This is a genomic window from Paenibacillus xylanexedens, from assembly GCF_001908275.1.
Lineage (GTDB): Bacteria > Bacillota > Bacilli > Paenibacillales > Paenibacillaceae > Paenibacillus > Paenibacillus xylanexedens_A.
In genome coordinates, this window is record NZ_CP018620.1 from 6,863,026 (window position 1) to 6,885,731 (window position 22,706).

4 protein-coding genes are annotated in these 22,706 nt (G+C 54.2%); all 4 read right to left on the minus strand.

Annotation, left to right across the window (positions count from 1 at the left end; genetic code table 11):
• Nucleotides 1–59: 59 nt before the first annotated feature.
• Entirely contained in the window at nucleotides 60–1,793 is a 1,734-nt protein-coding gene (locus tag BS614_RS29920) for an ABC transporter ATP-binding protein (RefSeq protein WP_074096549.1), read from the minus strand.
• Nucleotides 1,790–3,616 (minus strand): ABC transporter ATP-binding protein, encoded by a 1,827-nt coding sequence (locus BS614_RS29925; protein WP_074096550.1) that lies wholly within the window; start codon nucleotides 3,614–3,616, stop codon nucleotides 1,790–1,792. The genes BS614_RS29920 and BS614_RS29925 overlap by 4 nt, the downstream gene beginning before the upstream one ends.
• Nucleotides 3,606–6,884 carry a non-ribosomal peptide synthetase gene (locus tag BS614_RS29930; protein WP_074096551.1) on the minus strand — a complete coding sequence of 1,093 codons (3,279 nt, stop codon included), beginning with the start codon at nucleotides 6,882–6,884 and terminating at the stop codon, nucleotides 3,606–3,608. Before BS614_RS29930 ends, BS614_RS29925 begins: the two co-directional genes overlap by 11 nt.
• 152 nt (nucleotides 6,885–7,036) lie before the next feature.
• A complete protein-coding gene (locus BS614_RS29935) occupies nucleotides 7,037–22,099 on the minus strand; it encodes a non-ribosomal peptide synthetase (RefSeq protein ID WP_074096552.1) in 15,063 nt (5,020 codons plus the stop codon).
• Nucleotides 22,100–22,706: the final 607 nt, after the last annotated feature.

The following is a 22,706-nucleotide window of genomic DNA, read 5'->3' on the forward strand; positions in this document are numbered from 1 at the left end:
GTTTGTAGATAGGCTTTATACCTGAATATCAGCAGGAAGCCGCCCGCCGAAAAGCGGGTCTATCCGTACAGCCGAGCGTAATAACCTCCGAGCGCCAGCAGGTCCTGATGGCGGCCCCGTTCGACGACCGTTCCTTGATTCATGACCGTAATCAAATCTGCATGTTCCACCGTGCTGAGACGATGCGCAATCAGAATGGTGGTGCGCCCCTTCATCAATACGTTCAGAGCTTGCTGTACCCAATGCTGGGATTCGTTATCCAATGCAGAAGTCGCTTCGTCCAGCAGCAGAATCGGGGCGTTTTTGAGAATCGCCCGGGCGATCGCAATTCGCTGCCTTTGTCCGCCTGACAACGACGCTCCTCTCTCTCCCACCGGCGTTTTATACTGTTCAGGAAGTTCCTGAATAAAATGGTGAGCGTACGCCGCTTTGGCCGCTTCAACCACTTCTTCATCCGTTGCATCCGGATTGCCATAGCGGATATTTTCCTCAATCGTGCCGGTAAACAAAAACGGCTCCTGCGGAACGTATGCAATCTGCCTGCGGATTTCTTCCAGCGTGTAATGGCCGAAAGGTTTGCCCTGGAGCAGGATATCTCCGCTGTCCACAGGATAAAAACCGAGCAGCAGCTTGATCAGCGTACTTTTGCCGCTGCCACTGGCTCCCACGATCGCAGCGACCTGACCAGGAAACACCTGCATGGACATGTCGACAAGTACCTTTTTATCCGCCTGATAGGAAAATTCCACATCGCGAAACTCCACCGCAGCCTCCGATACAAGCTCGCTACGAGAAGATCCCAGACGCTCCGGTTCCTCTTCCTCACTTAGTACCTCTTGAATCCGGTGAGCGCCCGCGAGCGAATTTTGGGTCATCGACAGAACCATCCCCAAGTTCAACAAGGCGTGCGTCAGATTCACTTGCAAAACTGCCAGAGCGGCGACACTTCCCATTCCCATCAATCCGTTGGCATATAGAAGACTGCCGATGACGATGATGCCGCAGAACGTGACGTAGCTGATAAAATGGTTCACCGCAGCCTGCATACCGTTCTTCTTCGCCGTTTGCCGAAGCGTTTGCGTCATTTGCTCGTTCAACGCCTCGTACTGGCCGTAAATCGTGCGGATGCGGAACAACTTCACAATTTGAATGCCGCCCATAAAATCTTTGAATTTTTCGGTCATTTTACCGAGCGTACGCAAGCCTTGTTCGGACAAAGCGCGGATATCCCGTGCAAATTTCAGGCTGACCAGAGAGGACAGCAGCAGAATGACGAAGGATACGCCGGCAAACCGCCAATCGATCACCGCCATAGAGACAATGGAGCCGATGCAGAAGACAACTTGAAGCAGCAAAACGAAGTAAACCTGCGAGAATGTAAACTCAACGGTCGTTACATCGTTGTTCACTCGCGACAGCAAGTCCCCATGGTGGTTCTGCTCCAGGAATCTCGGCCGCACCCGGCACAGCTTGTCATAAAGACGTTTGCGGATATTCAGCACAGTCAGCTCGACACTGCGCTGGTATAAGTAAATGAACCAGGGAGAAATTATATTTTCCAGGAACAGGGCCGCGCCCAAAATAACAAAAGCTTCTACCATCAGGGACGTATCTCGGGACACGGCGAAATCAACCAAGTTATGTACGACCAAGCTGAAGGCGATCAGAAACAATGTCTGGGTGAGCGCCGTTACAGCAAGGCCAATCGCGTACTGGGTTTTGCGCTTGCGGTTCATAAACGTCAGCAAGTAGCCGAGTTCTTTCACTTGTGATAGCCTTCCGCCCTTTTTCATGTGTACGACACCTCCCTGCGTTCGGCAGACTCGGTAAACTCCTGGTAATACGACTGGGCGTACAGTCCCTTCCTCTCGAGCAATTGTTCATGAGTGCCCTTTTCGATAATACTTCCTTGTTCCATAACCCAAATTTCATCGGCGTTTTGTACCGTAGAGAGCCGGTGGGCAATAACCATGGTCGTTCTCTGCTTCATCAATACGCCCAACGCTTCCTGAACCGCGCTTTCCGACTCCGGATCAAGTGCCGATGTGGGCTCGTCCAACAGCAGAACGGGAGCATCCTTCAGAAACGCCCGAGCCATTGCAATGCGCTGGCGTTGCCCACCGGACAAAAACCCGCCGCGCTCTCCGACATACGTCTGGTAACCATCCTCAAGCTGCATAATGAAAGAATGAGCCTGAGCGGCTTTGGCGGCTTCGATAATCTCGTCCATCGACGCTTCTTCCCGCCCATAGCCGATATTTTCGGCGATCGTACCGCTAAACAAATATGAATCTTGGGTTACCACGGAAAAATGTGACCGAAGCTGCTCCGGATCTGCACCGTGGATCAGGCTTCCGAACACGCGGATCTCGCCCTGATCCTCCGGAAGTGGATAAAAGTCGCATACCAGCTTAAACACCGTACTCTTCCCTCCACCACTCGCTCCGACAAGTGCAATCGTCTTGCCTTCTGGCACCGAGAAGCTAACATTCCGCAGAATCGGGGAATTCTCTTCATACCCGAAGGTTACGTTCTGAAACTGGATGGGGGCGGCGCTCGCTTTTGGAAGCAAACGTCCATTTTCCGTTTCGGTCGGCTGCTCGACGATTTCGGAGACCCTTCTCAGGGCACCGGTCATTTCGAACGTGCGCGTGATGAGCTCGGGAATATGCTCCAGCGGCTCCAGACACAGATTAAGCAAGTACAGGAAGGCGATCAGTTCTCCCGCGCCTAGCTGCCCGTTGTAGATCAAATAGCTTCCGTAACTGACGGCGAAAATGATCGGGCTAATCATCAGCGTAGAAAGCAGCGGGTTGACCCAGGCTTCCCGCTTTTTCACGGCCAGCTTTTTTTGAGCCGTCAATTGCAGCAGTACTTGGTAGGAGCGAGATAACATACCGGATAGCAGGTAGCTTTTTACAATAGGCATCCCCCCAAGCGTATCCTGGAGGTTGACGTTCATTCGGCCCATGTTCGCCTGGGCTTCCTCCGTCAACTGTTCCAACTGCTTGCCGATCCATTGGGAAACCAGCAGTGCTAAGGGAAATAACAGCAGGCTGTACAGCATCAGCTCCCATTGGAGATACATCAAATAAGCGAAACAGCCGATAAATAATAGCGGATGATAAAACCACTGGGCGAGGTCCCGAATCATAAATTGCTGGATGAGCTGCAGATCGTTGTTGATCCGCGACAATACGTCGCCGGAGTGTTGCTTTTCCAAATAGGGGACCGGAAGTTTGCCGATATGACGCATGACATGGTTGCGGATATCCCGCACCGCAGAGGCACTACTTCGCTCCACACCAAAGCTCATGAAAAACTTCGCCGGCACACCGATCAAGATGACCACAAAGACCGTGTACACGATCTGCAGAACGATAGGCCCCGCCCCATTCTCGGCCTGTGTGGTCAGCTGCTCGACCAAACGTCCCGTCCATATCTCAATAACAGCGGCGGCAATTGCGGACAGGATACCGACGATCATCCAGCCTTTGTGACGGCTTACATAGGACATCAGCCAGCGGAACGCTTTCCAGGTGGCATAAGCGGTTCGGCGCTTGGAAGGCGCCGTTGTGCGTTGTTCTTGAACAGACGTCTGCCGGTCAGCTCCCATGCAGGACCCCGGCCTCCGCATCGATCTGCTGCTTGATTTGCACTAAGATGTCACGGATGACAACGGCCGTTTCGTCCACGCGCGTGAGTTCCAGTAACTCCTCGTGTGCGCCCTCCAGCCGGTAATCGGCGTAAGCTTGCGTCGTTGTCCTCTGCCAGGACGGCAACTGGTGCTCCAGGCGGAACGCTTCGCTGTCCTTCGCAATCAGTTCGTAAATCCGGGCAGTTATCGTTCCTGAATTAATAAGCTGCGCTTCGTACGTCAAGGTGGCTTTGATCTTCCGATGAACACGCTCCCGCACGAGCGGATTGCTCATTAATTCCTTCTCTTCTTCGTCGAAATCCGCAAGCATTTCTTCAAGCTCTTTCTCAGACGTTTCATAAGGTGTGAGTGTGTCCTTGATCCACGAGTCCACCATGAGCACGTCCGTTACGGAATACCCTCTTCTTTCCATCGATTTGGCTACCTCGAACGTCAGGTTGCCTCCGAAGCAGTAACCCAGCAGCACGTAAGGTCCTTCAGGCTGGATACGAACAATCTCATCCACATAACGGTTCAGCATGGCCTCGTAATCGATGACATCGTCGATAAAATCAATGCCGTAAAGCACGAATCGGCCGTCTAGTCTGCTTGCAAGCTCTCGGTAACCGATGCCGAAGCCGCTGCCTGGAGGGAAGCAGAACACGTTCAGATCCCCTGTTTTATTTAGCTTAATGAAGGAGTCTCCCCCTTTATCCAGACCCAGATCCTCCTCTCCAAAAGCCATGGCTTCAACGGTTACATGATGGAATTGGCGATTCAGCGGTATCTCGATGCCCGTTTCATCGTAAACGGCTTGAACGAGCCTAATCAGACTTAAGGAATTGCCTCCCAGCTCAAAAAAGTTATCCTTTACGCCAACCTGTGGAATGCCAAGTGTATCCTGCCAGACACGGGCAATCTTCATCTCGAGCAGCGTTCTCGGCGCGACATATTCCGTTCCTCCAGTGGCGGCTTCCTCTGGCGCGGGTAGCACTTTGCGGTCGATTTTCCCGTTCGGGGTCAGCGGCATCCGCGAAAGCTGCACGAGGTACGAAGGAATCATATATCCCGGAAGCTGCTTGGCGAGCTGCTCCTTGAGTTCATGCGCCGCCAGCCTCGTTTCCGCAACGTAGTAAGCGACAAGCTGCTTATGGCCGTTCGCGTCGTCGCGGGCGAGCACCACCGCTTCTTGCATGGCGGCGATCTTCAGCAGCTGCTCTTCAATCTCGCCGATTTCGATCCGGTAGCCGCGGATTTTCACCTGATGATCGATCCGCCCCCGGTATTCGATGTTGCCGTCCGGCAGCCAGCGGGCGAGATCTCCCGTCCGGTAAAGGCGTTCTCCCGGGGCAAACGGATGTTCCACAAATTTCTCTGCCGTCAGCTCTGGTTGGTTCAGGTAACCTCTCGCAAGCCCCACGCCTGCCACGCACAGCTCTCCGTCCACTCCCGGAGGCACAAGTTGCAGGTGGGCATCCAAAATAAAAATCCGGTGATTAGACAGCGGGCGCCCAATCGGAATGACTCTGCGCTCCGGCTGCTGCTCATCCGCATCCCAAAGCGTCGTAACAATCGAAGCTTCGGTAGGCCCGTAAGCATTGAAATAGTGGACCTTCTCCTTCCACTGCTGCACAAATTCGGCCGATACCGCCGAACCTCCCGTTACAAGCTTCGTTAAGCTGGGAAGGCGGTCCGGGTTCAAATATGCGCTGTACGTCGGAGGCAAAATCGCCGCCGTAATCGCATGCTCGTTCATATAACTCTCGAACAGGCGGTTGTCGAGAATCGTCTCGGCCGTCGGGATGTACAAAGCCGCGCCAAAATAGAGCGCTTTGAACACTTCCCAGCAGGACGCGTCGAATGACAGGCTGGCGAATTGAACGATCCGGTCATGCTCCGTGATGCTCAGCCTGTCCGCGAACATCAGCTTCAAGCTGACCAAACCACGATGCTCCAGCATGACCCCTTTGGGTTTGCCCGTCGTACCTGATGTATAGATGACATAAGCCAGATCATTCGGACCGCTGGCCGGCTCCAGATTCGAAGCATCCAGCACACCAGTGGATTCCGCCCCGCTATCGCTCCAAACAAAATCGTCTAATTCAAGGCGTGTTCCTTCAAAGTCGGTCTTCTCGTGCAGATGTTTTTGAATCAGCAATAACGGTGCGCCTGAATCCTCGATAATGAAGCGGATGCGCTCCTCCGGGTAGTCGGGATCGACAGGCACGAAGGCTCCGCCCGCTTTGAGAATTGCCAGAATGCCGACGACCATATCAAGCGAGCGTTCGACCAGAATCGCTACCAGCTGGTCTGCTTCTACTCCTTTTTCCCGCAGCTTCCGCGCAAGGCGGTTGGATCGCTCGTTCAGCTCGCGGTAGGTCAATTGCCGCTCGTTCATGACGACGGCCACGTTATCCGGGCGATGCTCCGCCTGTTCTTCGAACAAGCCATGAATCGTTTTCCCCCGCTCGAACTCGGTTTCGGTGTCATTAAATCCCTTGAGCAGCATCTCCCTCTCGACTGGGAACAGCATATCGACTTGTCCAAACTCCAGATCTGGCTGAAATAAAAGCATGGACAGCAAACGAACAAGATGGTCGGCCGCCTGCTCCATAAATGCCCGCTCGTACCGCTGTCCGTCAAAGCTTATTTCCAGCTCGATGGAGTGGTTTTGGCGGTCGAAGCGAAAAACGGTATCAGCCGCCACACGGTTACCCAGCGGTCCCGGATGAATCGGGGCGAAGGATGCGATGGTGTTGACGACCGGGAGGCCATGCCCCGTATAGTCCAAATGGAGCGGCTCCACCATTTTTCGAAAAGGCAGGTGCTGATGCTCCAGCGCCTCGCCGATGGAGCCTTTGATGCCCCCAAGCAGCGTTTTCAGCGTAGTCTGGCTGCTTACCGATGTCTTGATCACCAAGATTTCATGCGGCGGCGTCTCGCCCTGGTCTGCGCTATACGAAGGCATGCCGACAAGCACTTGGTCCCGCCCGGTATATTTGAACAGCAGGCTTTTGACTCCTGCCAAAACAATCATGTACAGAGCCAAATCCGAACCGCTGGCGAGGCCAATGATTCTCTCCGAGAGTTCGCTCGGCAGAGTACGGTGAAGCAAGTCCGGCTCAGCCGCAGATTCCCCGCCCTCGAATAATTTGGAGGATTGACTGTATGGAAGGAAGCTCAGGCTATCATCTGCGTCAAACTTGCCGCTCCAGTACCGTTCTTCCTTTTCAAATAAAGATTTCATTCGTACCTCCCCTAAAAATGAAGTGACCGCATACCCCGACGCAGGTCTGGAAAGGCTCGCTTTCGACCTGCGCGTTTACGGGCTTGCATGTTGTTCGCGTCTTCCTTGGGATACACGCGCTGTCGCTTGATGACGGAAGCGCGCTTGTAACATTAGAATGCGAATTCGATCGTATCGACGGCACTCTTTGCGCCTGCCGCCGGTTTATGACATTCAATTCGGCTTAGCTCGAGTTGTGGATTTTCCGCAATTTGAGACAGTACCCGCAGGTAATCCTCAGTCAAGGTGCGGATCATCGTTTCTTTGAACAGCTTGGTGGCGTAGAAGAAGCCCCCGCTCAACGCCCCTTCGTTTTCATACATAAACAGCGTCAGATCAAACTTCGCTTCTTCCAATGGGTCAAGCTCGTAATTCTTCAGGCTGACCCCTTCCAGTTCGGCGTCTCGTTCTTCAATATTTTGCAAGTCGAAAACGGCATCGAACAACGGGAAGCGGCCCGGCTCCCGTTTCACATTCAAACGTTCCACGAGATCCTCGAATGGATAATCCTGGTTCTCAAAAGCACCCAGAGCCGTTTCCTTCACTTCTTCCAGGTAGGACAAGAACGTTTTGTCACCAGACGGACGATTGCGGAGCGCCAGCGTATTAACAAACATGCCGATGACCCGCTCCAAATCGGCGTTAGTTCTTCCAGCCACCGGGGTGCCCACGATCAAGTCCTCCTGACCGCTGTACTTGGACAGCAACACAGTATAGGCCGCAAGCAGCACCATGAACAGTGTGCTTTCACACTCGGCAGCCAATTCGCGTAACTGCGCAGAGAGAGAAGCTTCGACGTCGAACTCCACATGCGCGCCTTCGTAGCTACGAACGGTAGACCGTTCGTAGTCCATCGGCAGGTCCGCCGTGGGCAGCTCGCCTTCGAAGGTTTGCAGCCAGTACGCTTCCTGCCGCCCGATTCGCTCTCGGTGGGCCTTCGACTGCTGCCAAACGGCATAATCCTTGTAATGAATGCGCAGGGGTGGCAGCTGTTCTCCGGCGTAGAAACTCGAGAACTCCTCCATCACAATCGCCATCGATACACCGTCGGACACGATATGGTGCATATCGAAAAGGAGAATACGCAGGTGCGGCTCCAGCTCGATGACCCCGGCGCGCAGCAGCGGCGGTTGGCCGAGATCAAACGGACGAACGAAGTTGCGAACGATCTGCTCGATTTGATCTGAATCCTCTGTATCCGCTTGATGGTACTCGATAGCAAAATCGACCTGTGGGTATATCCGCTGAACCACTTCGCCCTTCATCATTTCAAAACCGGTGCGCAGCGATTCATGCCGTGTTATCAATTTCCGCAAGGCGGCTTCCAACCGGTCTAAATCAAACTCACCTTCCACCTGCACCAGTTCCGGCATGTTGTAAAGCTGATCTGCTCCATCCAGCGTGTGCTGAATGAACAGCCGTTTCTGCGCGGAGGACAGAGGGTAATACTCTCTCTGCTCCGCTTGAGGAATGGCCTCATGCTCCCGCCGTTCCATCGGGGCGATCGCCTCGGCCATCGCCGCAATCGTCGAGTGGCGGAATACGTCGCGCAGCGGGAGGTTGATGTTTAGTTCCTTAAATACCTTGCCTGCCAGTGACGTCGCTCGCAGGGAGTGGCCGCCAATGTCGAAGAAGTTGTCGTGAACGCCAATCTGCTTCGTAAGCCCCAGCACCTCCTGCCAAATCACCGCCAGCTTCATTTCCAGCTCATTGCGCGGTGCGACATACTCCGTTCCACTTCCCGCTTCCCCTTCCGGCGCTGGCAGCGCCCTCCGGTCTATTTTCCCATTCGGTGTCAGAGGCAGACGCTCCAGCTCCACGGAGTACGACGGGATCATGTAACCCGGTAGCTCCTGTGCCAGAGCACTGCGCAGATCGTTCACTGCCAGCTTCGCTCCAGTATCCGGCGTGTAATACGCACACAGTACCTTCTGCCCATTCGCATCACTTCGAACCAGCACCACCGCTTCGCGCACACCTTCCACACGCAACAGCTGCGACTCGATCTCACCCGTCTCGATCCGGTAGCCCCGGATTTTTGCCTGGTTATCGATCCGCCCGATGAAGTCCACGTTGCCGTCTTCCATCCACCGCGCCAAATCTCCCGTGCGGTACAACCGCTCGCCCACAGCGAACGGACTGTCTACGAACTTCTCTTCCGTCAGCTCCGGTTGGTTCAAGTACCCACGCGCCACTCCGACGCCGCCGATGACCAGTTCGCCCAGCACGCCGACTGGTACGGGATTCAGATGTGCGTCCACGATGTGAAATTTCGCATTCAACCACGCTTTGCCGATCGGCACATGGCCTGTATGCGGCAGCTTCGTCAGCGCTTCGTCATAGAAACTGGAGTCGATCGCCGCTTCCGTCACACCGTAAGCGTTAATGATGCGGAACGACGAGCCGAAGCGTTCCTGCAAGGTTCGGTAATCCGCCACACTGCAGCTGTCCGAGCTTGTAATCAACAGCTCCATCCCGCTGAACTCCAACCCCTGTTCATGTACGTATTCCATAAACGGCACGATCAGCGCCGGTGTTGATTCGAAGATCGTCACTCGCTCCCGCACTATCCAGTAGTACAGACGAGAAGGATCGATCCGGTCGTCCTTCGGCACAATCACCATCGTGCCTCCGTTGTACAGCGTCCGGGCAATGTCGCCCACGAACACGTCAAACGAGAAGCTGGCGAGTTGCAGCAACCGCACCGGGAACTGATCTAATCGGTATTCCCGCCGGTAACCCGCCGCCGTGTTCACCAGGCTGCGGTGCTCGATCATCACACCTTTCGGCTTCCCCGTCGTTCCCGATGTGTAGATCACGTACGCCAGATCCTCTGGGCGGGCTTCATGGAAGCTGTCCATGCCAACAACATCAACATCAACATCATCCACAACATCCAGATGGTTCCGATCCGCACCGTTCACAGCCCCCGTTAGTTTGCCAGAGACCCGACTGGAAGCCATGTTGGAGCCTTGATCAAAGCACATCGGAGCATTTGCCCGATCTTCGCTGTACGACACTTCGTCGTCGAGGTACAGCACCGACATCAGCGCCAGCTCCTCTTCGCGGAGCCAGGCCTCGGCACGTTCTCGCAGCGGCGTTTGTGTCAGCAGTACCTTCGCTCCGCTGTCTTCGAGCATAAACCGCACGCGGTCCGCCGGATAATCCGGGTCGAGGGGTACATACGCCCCGCCGGCTTTCCAGACGGCCAGCACGGCCACCAGCAAGTCCACCGAACGCTCGGCGAGAATGCCAACGATTGACTCCCGGCCGATGCCATTTGCACGCAGCGTGACCGCTAAGCGGTTCGCTCGCTCGTTCAGCTCCACATACGTTAGGCGGTTATTCTCATACACAACGGCCTCCGCTTCCGGCGTACACTCTGCCTGTTTCTCAAACAGACGGTGGAACGTAGCCGCAGGAGCCGCTTCTTGCTGCGCTGGATTAAACGCATTGAGAACTTGTTCTTTTTCCTCTGCTGTCAGCAAGTTCAGCTCGGCAATCTTCGCATCTGGACGGTTTACAATTGTCAGGAGCAACTGCTCGTAATGTTTTGCCAGCCGTTCAATCGTCTCCCTTTTGTAAAGAGCTGTCGCATATTCAAAGCTGTAATCCAAGCCGCCGTTCTCCTCGCCCACATCCAAGCTGATATCAAACTTCGCAGTATCAAGTACGCTCGGATAAGGAATCAGGCGAAGCCCTTCCAGCTCAAATTGCTCGTTCTCCGTATTCTGCATCGTAAACATCGTGTCGAAGAGCGGATTGCGGCTTAAATCACGGGTGACTTGCACCTTGTCCACCAATTGTTCAAACGGATAGTTCTGATGCTCAAAAGCACGCAGAGTTGTTTCTTTGACTTCGTTCAGATATGACAGGAATGTTTTCTCCGAAGACGGATAACTGCGAATCGCCAGCGTGTTTAGGAAAATCCCGATCAACGGCTGCACATCTCCATGATTCCTTCCGGCAATCGGCGTACCAACGATTACGTCTTCCTGACCTGAATATTTATGCAAAAGCACGTTATACGCCGCAAGCAGCACCATAAACAGCGTCGTGCCCGTGTCCGAAGCCAGCTGTTTCAGGCCGCCGGTTTTTGAAGCGTCGAAGGAAAACTCCAGCGTTTGACCTTCGTAGCTCTGTACAGCCGGACGTGGATAGTCGGTCGGCATTTCCAGCACCGGAAGCTCGCCCTGGAACATGTCCAGCCAATACGCCCCCTGATGCTGAAGCCTTTCCTGCTGCTCCTGCGAATGCTGCCAAACGGTGTAGTCTTTGTACTGAATGCGCAGTGGCTCCAATTGCTCTCCACCATACAAACGTACGAATTCTTCAACAAAGATTTCCATTGAAACGCCGTCAGAAATAATATGATGCATGTCGTACATCAGAATATGGCGTTCCGGAGCCAGCTCAACAAGGCCTACCCTCAACAGCGGTGGCTTAGCCAAGTCAAACGGACGGACGAAACCGTGAACCACCGCTTCGACCTCTTGCTCATCCGCTTGATAGAACTCCACCGCAAAATTCACGTCCTGGTAAACCCGCTGTGATGCTTCTCCATCCACCATTTCAAACCCGGTGCGCAACATTTCATGCCGCGCCACGAGCTTACGGAACGTTTCTTCGAACCTTGCCCGGTCCAAAGCACCCTCCAGCAGCATCGCTTCCGGCATGTTGTAGCTAAGCTCCGCAACTTCCAGCTGATTCAGAATAAAGAGACGTTTTTGAGCAAAAGATTGCGGGTACACCTCTCGGCCATCCGTCACCGGAATGGAAACAAATATCTGCTGATCCAGCCGAGAAATGGCGGTAGCCATGCTCTCGATCGTGGAATGGCGGAACACGTCGCGCAGTGGCAGATCCACGTTCAACTCTTTATGAATCTTGCTGACCAACGTTGTCGCGCGCAGGGAGTGGCCACCGATGTCGAAGAAGTTGTCATGAACACCAATCTCCTTCGCAAGCCCCAGCACCTCCTGCCAAATCGCCGCCAGCTTCGTTTCCAGCTCATTGCGCGGTGCGACGTACTCCGTTCCGCTTCCCGCTTCCCCTTCCGGCGCTGGCAGCACCTTCCGGTCTATCTTTCCGTTCGGTGTCAGAGGTAGACGCTCCAGCTCCACAAAGTACGACGGGATCATGTACCCAGGCAACTCCTGTGCCAGCGCCCTGCGCAGATCGTTCACTACCAGCTCAACTCCGGTATCCGGCGTGTAATACGCGCATAGCGCCTTCTGCCCGTTCGCGTCACTTCGGACCAGCACCAACGCTTCGCGCACACCTTCTACCCGCAACAGCTGCGACTCGATCTCCCCCGTCTCGATCCGGTAGCCCCGGATTTTTGCCTGGTTGTCGATCCGGCCGATGAAGTCCACGTTGCCGTCTTCCATCCACCGCGCCAAGTCTCCCGTGCGATACAACCGCTCACCAGCGGTGAAAGGACTGTCTACAAACTTCTCTTCCGTCAGCTCTGGACGGTTCAAGTACCCACGTGCTACCCCAACTCCGCCGATAACCAATTCGCCCAGCACACCGACTGGAACAGGATTTAGATGTGCATCCACGATGTAAAACTTCGCATTCAGCCATGCTTTTCCGATTGGCACATGACCTGTCTGCGGCAGCTTCGCCAACTCCTCGTCATAGAAACTGGAGTCGATCGATGCTTCCGTCACGCCGTAGGCGTTAATAATGCGGAACGATGAGCCAAAACGCTCCTGCAAGGTCCGGTAATCTGCCACACTGCAGCTGTCCGAGCTTGTGATGAGCAGCTCCATACCGCTTAACTCCAGCCCTTGCTCGTGCACGTATTCCATAAACGGTACGATCAGTGCTGGTGTTGATTCAAAGATCGTCACTTGCTCCCGCTCTATCCAGTGGTGCAGGCGAGACGGATCAATCCGATCATCCTTCGGTACAATGACCATGGTGCCTCCGTTATACAACGTGCGTGCCATATCACCCACGAACACGTCAAACGAGAAGCTGGCGAGTTGCAGTAGCCGGACTGGGAACTGATCCAACCGGTATTCCCGCCGGTAGCCCGCTGCCGTGTTCACCAAGCTGCGGTGCTCAATCATTACACCCTTCGGCTTGCCTGTCGTTCCCGACGTGTAGATCACGTACGCTAGGTCCTCAGGACGAGCTTCATGGAAGCTGTCCAAGCCAGCAACCTTCAGATGACTCGGATCATCGCTGTTCACAGCACCCGTCAGCTCGCCGGAGACTTTACCGGAAACCATGCCGGAGGCAAGCGGTGCATTCTCCCGGTCTTCGCTGTATGACGTTTCGTCGTCGAGGTACAACACCTTTGCAAGTGCCAGTTCCTCTTCGCTGAGCCAGGCTTCAGCACGCTCTCTCAGCAGCGTTTGTGTCAGCAGCACCTTCGCTCCGCTGTCTTCCAGCATGAACCGCACGCGGTCCGCCGGATAATCCGGATCAAGCGGTACATACGCCCCGCCCGCTTTCCAGACGGCCATCACGGCCACCAACAAATCGACCGAACGCTCGGCGAGAATGCCAACAATCTCCTCCCGGCCGATTCCACTTGCACGCAGCGTTGTCGCCAAGCCGTTCGCCCGTACGTTCAGCTCCGCATACGTCAGCCGATCGTTCTCGTATACAACGGCTTCCGCTTCCGGAGTGCGCTCCGCCTGTTCCTCAAACAGTCGGTGGAACGCGGCCACAGGAGCCACTTCCGATTGCATCGGGTGAGACGCGCCGAGAATCTTCTCTTTTTCATCTGCCGTCAACAAGTTCAGCTCAGCGATCTTTGCATTCGGATGGCTTACAATCGCCGCAAGCAAATGTCCAAAATGAATCGATAGCCGCCGGATCGTGCTTTCTTTATAAAGAGCCGTTGCGAATTCAAAGTTGCACTCCAGTCCGCCATTTTCTTCCGTGACATCCACACTCAGGTCGAACTTGGCCATACCATATTCGCTAGGGTACGGGGACAATTTCAGCCCTTCCAACTCAAACTCTGACTCCTCCAGGTTTTGCAGGGAGAACATCGTGTCAAACAGCGGGTTGCGGCTCAAATCCCGGCTAACCTGCACTTTATCGACGAGTTCTTCGAACGGATAATTCTGATGCTCGTAAGCGCCTAAAGTCGTTTCTTTCACTTCTTCCAAATACGACAGGAAGGTCTTCTCCGAAGCCGGATAATTGCGGATCGCCAGCGTGTTGACGAACATTCCGATCAAAGGCTGCGTGTCGCCGTGCGTTCTGCCCGCAATCGACGTTCCGACGATCAAATCGTCCTGACCTGTGTATTTATGCAAAAGCACGGTATATGCGGCAAGCAACACCATATATAGCGTCGTTCCTCTTTGAGCGGCCAGCTGTTTCAAGCCTTCGTTCGTTGCCTCGTCCACGAAGGACGTCAGCGTATGTCCCTCATAGCTCTGTACAGCAGGACGCGGATAGTCCGTTGGCATTTCCAGAACCGGCAGCTCGCCCCGGTATCGGTCCAGCCAGTAAGCTTCCTCGCGTTTCAATTGAATTTTTTGCTCGTCCGATTGCTGCCATACCGCATAGTCCTTGTACTGAATGTGCAAAGGCTCTAATGACTCACCGCCATACAGACGAACGAGTTCCTCAACGAACACGTCCATCGAAACCCCGTCGGAGATAATATGGTGCATGTCAAACATCAGTAAATAACGATCGGCGGCCAGCTCTACGAGCTCGGCACGCAGCAGCGGTGGCTTCGCCAAGTCGAAAGGTCGGATAAAAGCCTGCACGACTGCAGACGCTTCTTCCTCGTTCGCATGTCGACACACGACGGAAAAATCAACGCTCTCGTAAATACGCTGTACCGCTTCGCCTTGTACGACCTCAAATCCGGTTCGCAACGTTTCATGACGTTCGATCAGTCCGCGGAAAGCTTTCTCCAGCAGGCTATGGTCAATTGATCCTTCGAGCAGCAGCACACCCGGCATGTTATAGCTCTGCTCGGCTCCTTCCAGCTGATTCAGGATAAACAGCCGCTTCTGAGCTGAGGAAAGTGGATAATACGCTCTTGCGCCTACCAGCGGAATCGACGAGAACGAATGCTCTTCGATTCGGGAGATAGCTAGAGCCATCTGTTCGATCGTCGAGTAGCGGAATACGTCGCGCAGAGGCAACTCGACGTTCAACTCCTGATGCACCTTGCTCACCAGTGTCGTTGCCCGCAGGGAATGGCCGCCCAAGTCAAAGAAGTTGTCATGAACCCCGATGTGCTCCAATCCAAGCACACTTTTCCAAATTTCAGCCAAGCTGGCTTCGAGCGGAGTCCTAGGCAGAGTATGTCCTTCGCCCGGTTGCAAGCTCTCCTCCGGCGCCGGGAGGGAACGGCGGTCTACCTTGCCGTTCGTCGTCAGCGGGAGACGCTCCAACTGGATCAGGTACGCCGGGATCATATAGGCCGGCAGTTCCTGAGACAGCACGCTCTTCAGCTCGGCCGCCGGAAGCTCACAGTCCGCTTCATAATAGGCGCAAAGCTGCTTTTCGCCGGACACGTTTTCCCGCGCGAATACTGTCGTTTTCCGAATTCCCTCCACTTTCTGAAGCTGAGCTTCGATCTCGCCCAGCTCTATGCGGAAGCCACGGATTTTCACTTGGTCGTCCGTTCGTCCCACATATTCAATCGTGCCGTCCGGTAGCCATTTCGCCAAATCCCCCGTCCGGTACATGCGCTCTCCTGACGTAAAAGGATTGTGCACAAATTTCTCCGCCGTCAGTTCCGGCCGGTTATTGTAGCCCCGTACCAAACCTTCTCCGCCGACACATAGCTCCCCGACCACGCCGATCGGCAGCAGCTTATTCCGGCTGTCGACGATATACACCGTCGTATTGCTGATTGGTCGTCCGATAGGAACGGTAAGCGCCGACTCATCAACGAAGTCGACCGGAAGGTACGTGGTAAATATCGTGCTTTCCGTCGGTCCGTACACATGGTTGAGCCTACCCGCTCCAAGATGGGCGAGTGCTTTACGTACATGACCAACCGAGACACGCTCTCCTCCAAACAAAATCGCCCGGACATCCCGAAAACAATTGACATTCACATCTACAAGCACGTTGAAGAAAGCCGTCGTAATAAACATGACCGATATGCGCTGGCGCTGGATGAGATCCGCCAGTAGACCAATTTCCAGCAACGTCTCGCGGGGAACCAGCACCAGCCGCGCCCCGTTGGTCAAAGCACCAAAAATATCGAAAATCGCTCCGTCGAACGAATAGCTCGAAAGCTGGAGGACATGATCACGATTGGTGATGTCGATATAATTTGTATTTTGCACAACGCGCACGATGTTGCGGTGCGAAACAAGGTTTCCTTTCGGCTTGCCCGTCGTGCCTGACGTATAGATCACGCAGGCCAGATCTGTCGCTTCAATCCCTGGATTTAGGTTCGTTCCGTCCTCGTGATAGAAGGACTCGTCATCCAATAAGATCAACGAGTCCAAACCCGCCAGGCGCTCGCGCAAGCGGCTTTGCGTCAGTATGACCTGCCCTCCTGAATCCTCAATTAAGAAACGGATACGCTCCTCTGGATATTCCGGGTCAATCGGTACGTAAGCCGCTCCGGCTTTGTGTGCCGCGAGTATGCCCACCACCATTTCAATGGAACGCTCAGCCATAATGACGACCAGACATCCTTTGGATATCCCGTGACTGCGCAAGGTACGGGCAAGGCGGTTGACGCGTTCATTCAGCTCGCGGTAGGTCAGCTCTTGCTCATTCATGGAGATGGCGCCTGCATCCGGTATGCGCTCTGCCTGTTCTTCAAACAATTGAATGAGCGTCTGCCCGCGCGGAAATTCCGTCGTGGTGTCGTTAAAACGTCCGAGAAGTTCGCCCTTTTCTGCCTCCGTCACAAGTTCCAGCTCGCCCACGGTAATTTCCGGGTTATCCGTTACCTGCTCCAGCAGATGCACGAAATGCCCCTTGAGCCGCTCGATGCTGTCTTTATCGAACACTTCGGCATTAAAGTCGAATCGAATTTCGATCTCGGCTCCCGGCACCACAGTCACGTTGAAGTTATAGTTCGTCTGCTCCTCCATCTGAACGTCAGCAATTGTCAGGCCGCCGTGCTGCTGGTCCCCCGCCTGCACCATCTGCTCGTCCACCGGATAGTTCTCGAAAGCGATGATATGGTTGATCAGATTCTGCTTTTGCACGCTACGCGCTTGAATTTCATACAGCGGATAGTAATCATAACGCCCGGAATCCAGCGCCCGCTCTTGGAGCTTCGCCATCAGGTCGGTGAACACGGTGTCCACTTCGCTATTGACGCGGACCGGCACCGTATTGATGAACAGCCCGATCATAGACTCAATGCCCGGGATTTCCGCCGGTCTTCCGGCAACGACACTGCCGAATACGGCATCGTTTGTTCCGTTATATTTTTGCAGCATTACGCCCCAAACGGCTTGCAGCAGCGTATTGACTGTAACCAGGTGCTGTTTCGCCACCCGGTCCATCCGTTTGCTCAAATCCTTGCCCAGTTCGGCGGTGACGTGATCAGCCGTAAATCTGCCGCTCTGCGCTGGTTCCTTTTGCCCCGGAAGTACGGTTTGCCCTTCGTAGCCTGCCAGGAACGCAGTCCAATAGCCGGATGCTGCCTGATCGTCCTGTTTCTCCAACCATTCGATATAATCGCCATAATCCGATCCTTTACCTCCCGCTGGCTGCTTCCCAGAGGTCAGGGCTGAGTATATCTCAAACAACTCCTGCGTCAGCTGAGCCAGGCACCAGCCGTCCATCAAAATATGTTGGAAACTCCACAGTACGTGATAACTTTGCTCTTCGGTGCGCAGAATCGTAAACCGAACGAGCGCATCATGTTCCATGTCGAAGCCAAGAAGCTTGTCCTCCTCGGCCTTTTCATCCAAGTAAGCTTGTTTCTCGTGTACCTGTAAATGAAGCAGCTCTTCATATTCAAAGCCGACTGGCTTGTCGCGGTATATAATTTGCAGCGGCTCGCCCGCTGGTCCATTCACAAAATTCGCCCGCAGCACCAGATGACGTTTTGCAAGCTCCATCCAGCTCCTCTCAAAAAGCTGGACGTCGAGCGCTCCCCGCATCGTAAACCGCGTCTGCTCAAAGTAAGCTGCCGTTTGCCGGTCAAGCGCGCTGTGGAACCACATACCCTTCTGCATCGGCGTCAGCGAGTAAATATTTTCGATTTCCCCGAGATGAATCGAGCGCTGAGCGATTTGCTCCAACTCTGTGATGGTCAAGCCTTTAAATTGCACGTCACTCGGCGTCAATTCGGTGTTCTCTTTGCCTGCGCAGTGGGTAATGAGCTCTCGGAGACTTTGCTCAAGCCGCTGAGCGAAGGCTTCCATCGTTTCCTTGTGATACTGCTTCCGGCTGTAGCTGAGATCAAGCGATAAAGCACCGTCCAGCACCATACCGTTGATATCCAGCACAAAGCTGCGGGCCTGCCGGCCACTAGCCGGGCTGCCACTGGAATAAGAAGATATGCCGATCTCGCCCTGGTTGACATCATCGTCGAACTGGCCGAGGTAGTTAAAATTAATTTCCGGCTCTGTGCCCCAAACCAAGCCATCCTCCGATTTCGAAAGATACCGGCATATGCCGTACCCAAGCCCCTTGTTCGGAATGCGGCGCAAGTTTTCCTTGACCTGTTTAATCTGATAGGTCCAATCCCGGTCGGTTTCCGGCTCCAGGACGACCGGAAACTTGGTCGTAAACCAGCCGACTGTACGCGTGATGTCGATATCCGTTCCGATCGATTCACGTCCGTGTCCTTCGAGATTGATCCGCACCCGTTCGTGCCCCGTCCATTTGCGTAAGGCTATGCCGAGCGCCGTTACCAAAATATCATTCATTTCGGTGTTGAAGGCACGGTGAACCCGCTTCAGTAGCAACTCCGTTTCTTCGGGAGCCAAACGGACAAACAGCGATTCGCTGTCCTGCTGCGTCGTAACGTCCGCCTCCATATCCTTCGGCACGGCCGGAACCTCCATTTGATCCACGGCCTGCCAATAGGACCGTTCCTTCGCCATCTCCGGGCTTTGCGCGTAAGCAGCCAACTGCTCGGACCAAGTGCGGTACGCATCTGTTTTCGCCGGGAAACGAATTTCTTCGCTTTTGCCGGTCTGCTCGTAACCTAGAGCGAAATCCTCCATCAAAATGCGCCAAGACACGCCATCTACCACGGCATGATGAACCGCGAGCAGCAAATGATCACCGTCCGCACACTGGAACAGTCCCGCCTTCATGAGGGGCCCGTTCTTCAGATCGATGCCCGCTTGAATGTCCGTTGCCTTCGCTTCCACAGCCTGCGTGGGATTCTCCGTATCCTTGAAGTCGAACACGTCCAGCGTGAACAGCTCGTCTTCCTGAATCGCGCGGGTCCGTGCGCTAAACCCTTGTTCCGTTTTGCGGAACACCATCCGTAAGGCGTCATGATGCTCGGCCAGCTTTTGCAGCACCTGACGTACCATCTCTTCGTCGAAGCGTTCCTTCCGGTACAGCATCACCGACTGGTTGAAATGATGCGGGTCCGCAAAGGAACTCTCGAAAAACCAATGCTGAATCGGCGTCAGCGCCGTTTCACCCGTAATTTCGCCTTGATCGATGGTACGTCCGATCGGTATCACATGCAGGCTAAGCTGTGAAATCGTCGGATATTTGAACAAATCCCGGATTTCCAGCTTGTACCCGGCTTGATGAAGCCGCGAAGATACTTGAATGGACTTGATCGAGTCTCCGCCCAGCTCGAAGAAATGATCCGTTACCCCAACGCGATCGGCGTTCAATACCGCCTGCCACACATCGGCAAGCGTCCGCTCGGCTTCATTGCGTGGAGCTACGTACTCGCCGCCGGTCAGGGCGTTTCCTTCCGGGGCAGGCAAAGCCTTGCGGTCGATTTTGTCGTTCGGCGTGAGCGGCATCTGCGGAAGCTGAACAAAATGTGCCGGAATCATGTAATTCGGCAATTTTTGCGCCAGCGCGCTTCTCAGCTCGCCGAGCGTAAGAGGGAGACTAGCGACCAGGTAAGCGCACAGTTCTTGCCCACTTTTGCCTTCCCGCGCGATTACAATCGTCTCCTGCACCGAATCGATCTTCAGAAGCTGCTCTTCAATCTCACCGACCTCGATTCGGAATCCACGGATTTTCACCTGATGGTCGATCCGGCCCAAGTACTCCATATTACCGTCCGGCAGCCAGCGGGCGAGATCTCCTGTCCGGTAAAGGCGTTCTCCCGGCGCAAACGGATGTTCCACAAATTTCTCTGCCGTCAGTTCCGGTTGGTTCAGGTAACCTCTCGCAAGCCCCACGCCTGCCACGCACAGCTCGCCGTCCACCCCCGGAGGCACAAGTTGCAGGTGGGCATCCAAAATAAAAATCTGATGATTAGCCAGCGGGCGCCCAATCGGAATGACTCTACGCTCCGGCTGTCGCTCATCCGCATCCCAAAGCGTCGTAACAATCGAAGCTTCGGTAGGCCCGTAAGCATTGAAATAGTGAACCTTCGCTTTCCACTGCTGCACGAATTCGGCCGATACCGCCGATCCTCCCGTTACAAGCTTTGTTAAGCTGGGAAGACGGTCCGGGTTCAAATGAGCGCTGTAAGTCGGGGGCAGAATCGCCGCCGTAATCGCATGCTCGTTCATATAACTCTCGAACAGACGAGTGTCGAGAATTGTCTCGGCCGTCGGGATGTACAAAGCCGCGCCAAAATAGAGTGCTTTGAAAACCTCCCAGCAGGATGCATCGAAGGACAAGCTCGCAAATTGAACGATCCGGTCATGCTCCGTAATGCCCAGCCTGTCTGCGAACATCAACTTCAAGCTGACCAAACCACGATGCTCCAGCATGACCCCTTTGGGTTTGCCCGTTGTACCTGACGTATAAATGACATAAGCAAGATCGTGTGGACCACTGGCCGCCTCCAGGTTCGAGCCATCATCGCTATAGGCCTGCTTGTCATCTAGCGCCAATACGGTCCCTTCGAACGGGACTTGCTGTAACAGCTCTCTTTGAGTCAGTAGCAGCTGCGCGTTCGAGTTCTCCAGAATGTAGCGGATACGTTCTTCCGGGTACTCCGGGTCGATCGGCACGTAGGCACCGCCAGCTTTCAGAACCGCCAGAATGCCAATGACCGTCTCCAGCGATCTCCTAACCATCAAGCCTACCAACTGATTGGGTAGCACACCGACCGATCGTAGCGTACGCGCCAGCTGGTTCGCCCGTTCGTTCAACTCTGCGTATGAAAGCCGCTGCCCCTCAAAGACAACCGCCGTCGCCTCGGGCACACGCTTCGCTTGCTCCTCCACAAGCTGATGAATCGTCCGATCACGAGGATAGTCCTTCTCGGTATCGTTGAAGCTTTGTATTAATTGAAATTTTTCGTCCTCCGACAGCATGTCCGCTCGTACGATGTCCAGCTCCAGCTCATGAAGCCCGACAGACAGCAGGCGATTCAGATGGCCGACGACCCGATTCATGAACTCGGAGTCATATAAGTGCTCGTTATATGACAGCGCTAGCTGTATCGTCCCGCCGGTTAAACTGAATTCAAACGAACAGTCTGTGACCACGTTTTTCCTAATTTCGTCCAGATGCAGCTCCTTAAGGGATACTAGCGTATGGACGAAGGGTATCCCTTCTGCATATTGCAGATCCAGCTTCTCCGTCATTTTCAAGAACGGAATATGTTGATGTTGAATGGCTTCCGGCAAGGAAGTCCTCAGTTCGCTCAGAAGCGTCTTAAAAGTTGCCCCCACCGAAAACGAGTTTTTCAAAATGACCGTATGATTAACGGATCGACGCGTCTCCCCCTTTTTTGGCACAACCGGCATGCCGACCAGAATGTCTGAAGCACCTATATATTTATGCAAGAGTGCCTGAACACCGGCGAGCAAAATCATAAAAGCAGCCAGCGGAGCACCCTTGCTCATTTGAAGGACCCGCTGCGCCGCTTCCTCCGAAAGCGAACCGCCAACGGTTTTCACATTGGGCACCAGGGAGTTTGGAGCCTTGCTGTAAGGCAACCGCGTCAAGGTATAATCGTCAATACCGAATTTTTCGTTCCAAAACAACGTTTCTTTTTCAAAAGCCATCTGGATCGTTCCCCTCTCTTCATCGGTAAAAGCAATCCGGCGGAGCATATGCCGAAGCAACGCTCCAGCCTCGCTCCTCTCTTTTTCAAACATCTGACAACAATATCAATGGCTTGCGCAACGTCACGCTTCGATTGCCCGGTTGATCGCATGCGGCAATCCTCTGCCTAGCAGCTGTACCGCTCGGCTCCCATGCGTTAAGGACAACAAACATCGTTCTACGCAAGAGATGCGGCTGCTTCGGACTCCTCTGCTTCAATATGATTGCCGCGGACGAGCCACCTGAAGACGGGATTTGGTTTAACATGGGTTTCGGAATTGGATTTGGGGATAGACGACAAGGAATGTTCCTCCTGTCGATGTAAGGCTTGCCGCAGGGTTCCGGCCGACCAGCAGGAAGTCGACCGTACCTCCTGATTTGGCACCCGAGCTGCCTTTGACGAAGCCTATGTTTAAGGGGTATTGATACACTCTATGTACGATTTGATTATTCCCCCACAGCCCTGGTGTGGATAAGTAAAGATTCGGCTGCGGGGTAGTGAGCTTTTCCTAACGATTAAATTTAACGAGGGCACTGCATGAGACTCAAGGAATGCTCCGTATAGCATGAACGGGACTGCCCTTGGATTGCGGAGAATTCCATGCTGATTGACGTTACCGCAGGAGCATAAGGAGAAAGTCTTCCACTTAGTTGAAAGCG

Coding starts and splice junctions, on each gene's coding strand:
- BS614_RS29935 (WP_074096552.1), bottom strand. CDS start 22,099: ATGTTTGAAAAAGAGAGGAGCGAGGCTGGAGCGTTGCTTCGGCATATG.
- BS614_RS29920 (WP_074096549.1), bottom strand. CDS start 1,793: ATGAAAAAGGGCGGAAGGCTATCACAAGTGAAAGAACTCGGCTACTTG.
- BS614_RS29925 (WP_074096550.1), bottom strand. CDS start 3,616: ATGGGAGCTGACCGGCAGACGTCTGTTCAAGAACAACGCACAACGGCG.
- BS614_RS29930 (WP_074096551.1), bottom strand. CDS start 6,884: ATGAAATCTTTATTTGAAAAGGAAGAACGGTACTGGAGCGGCAAGTTT.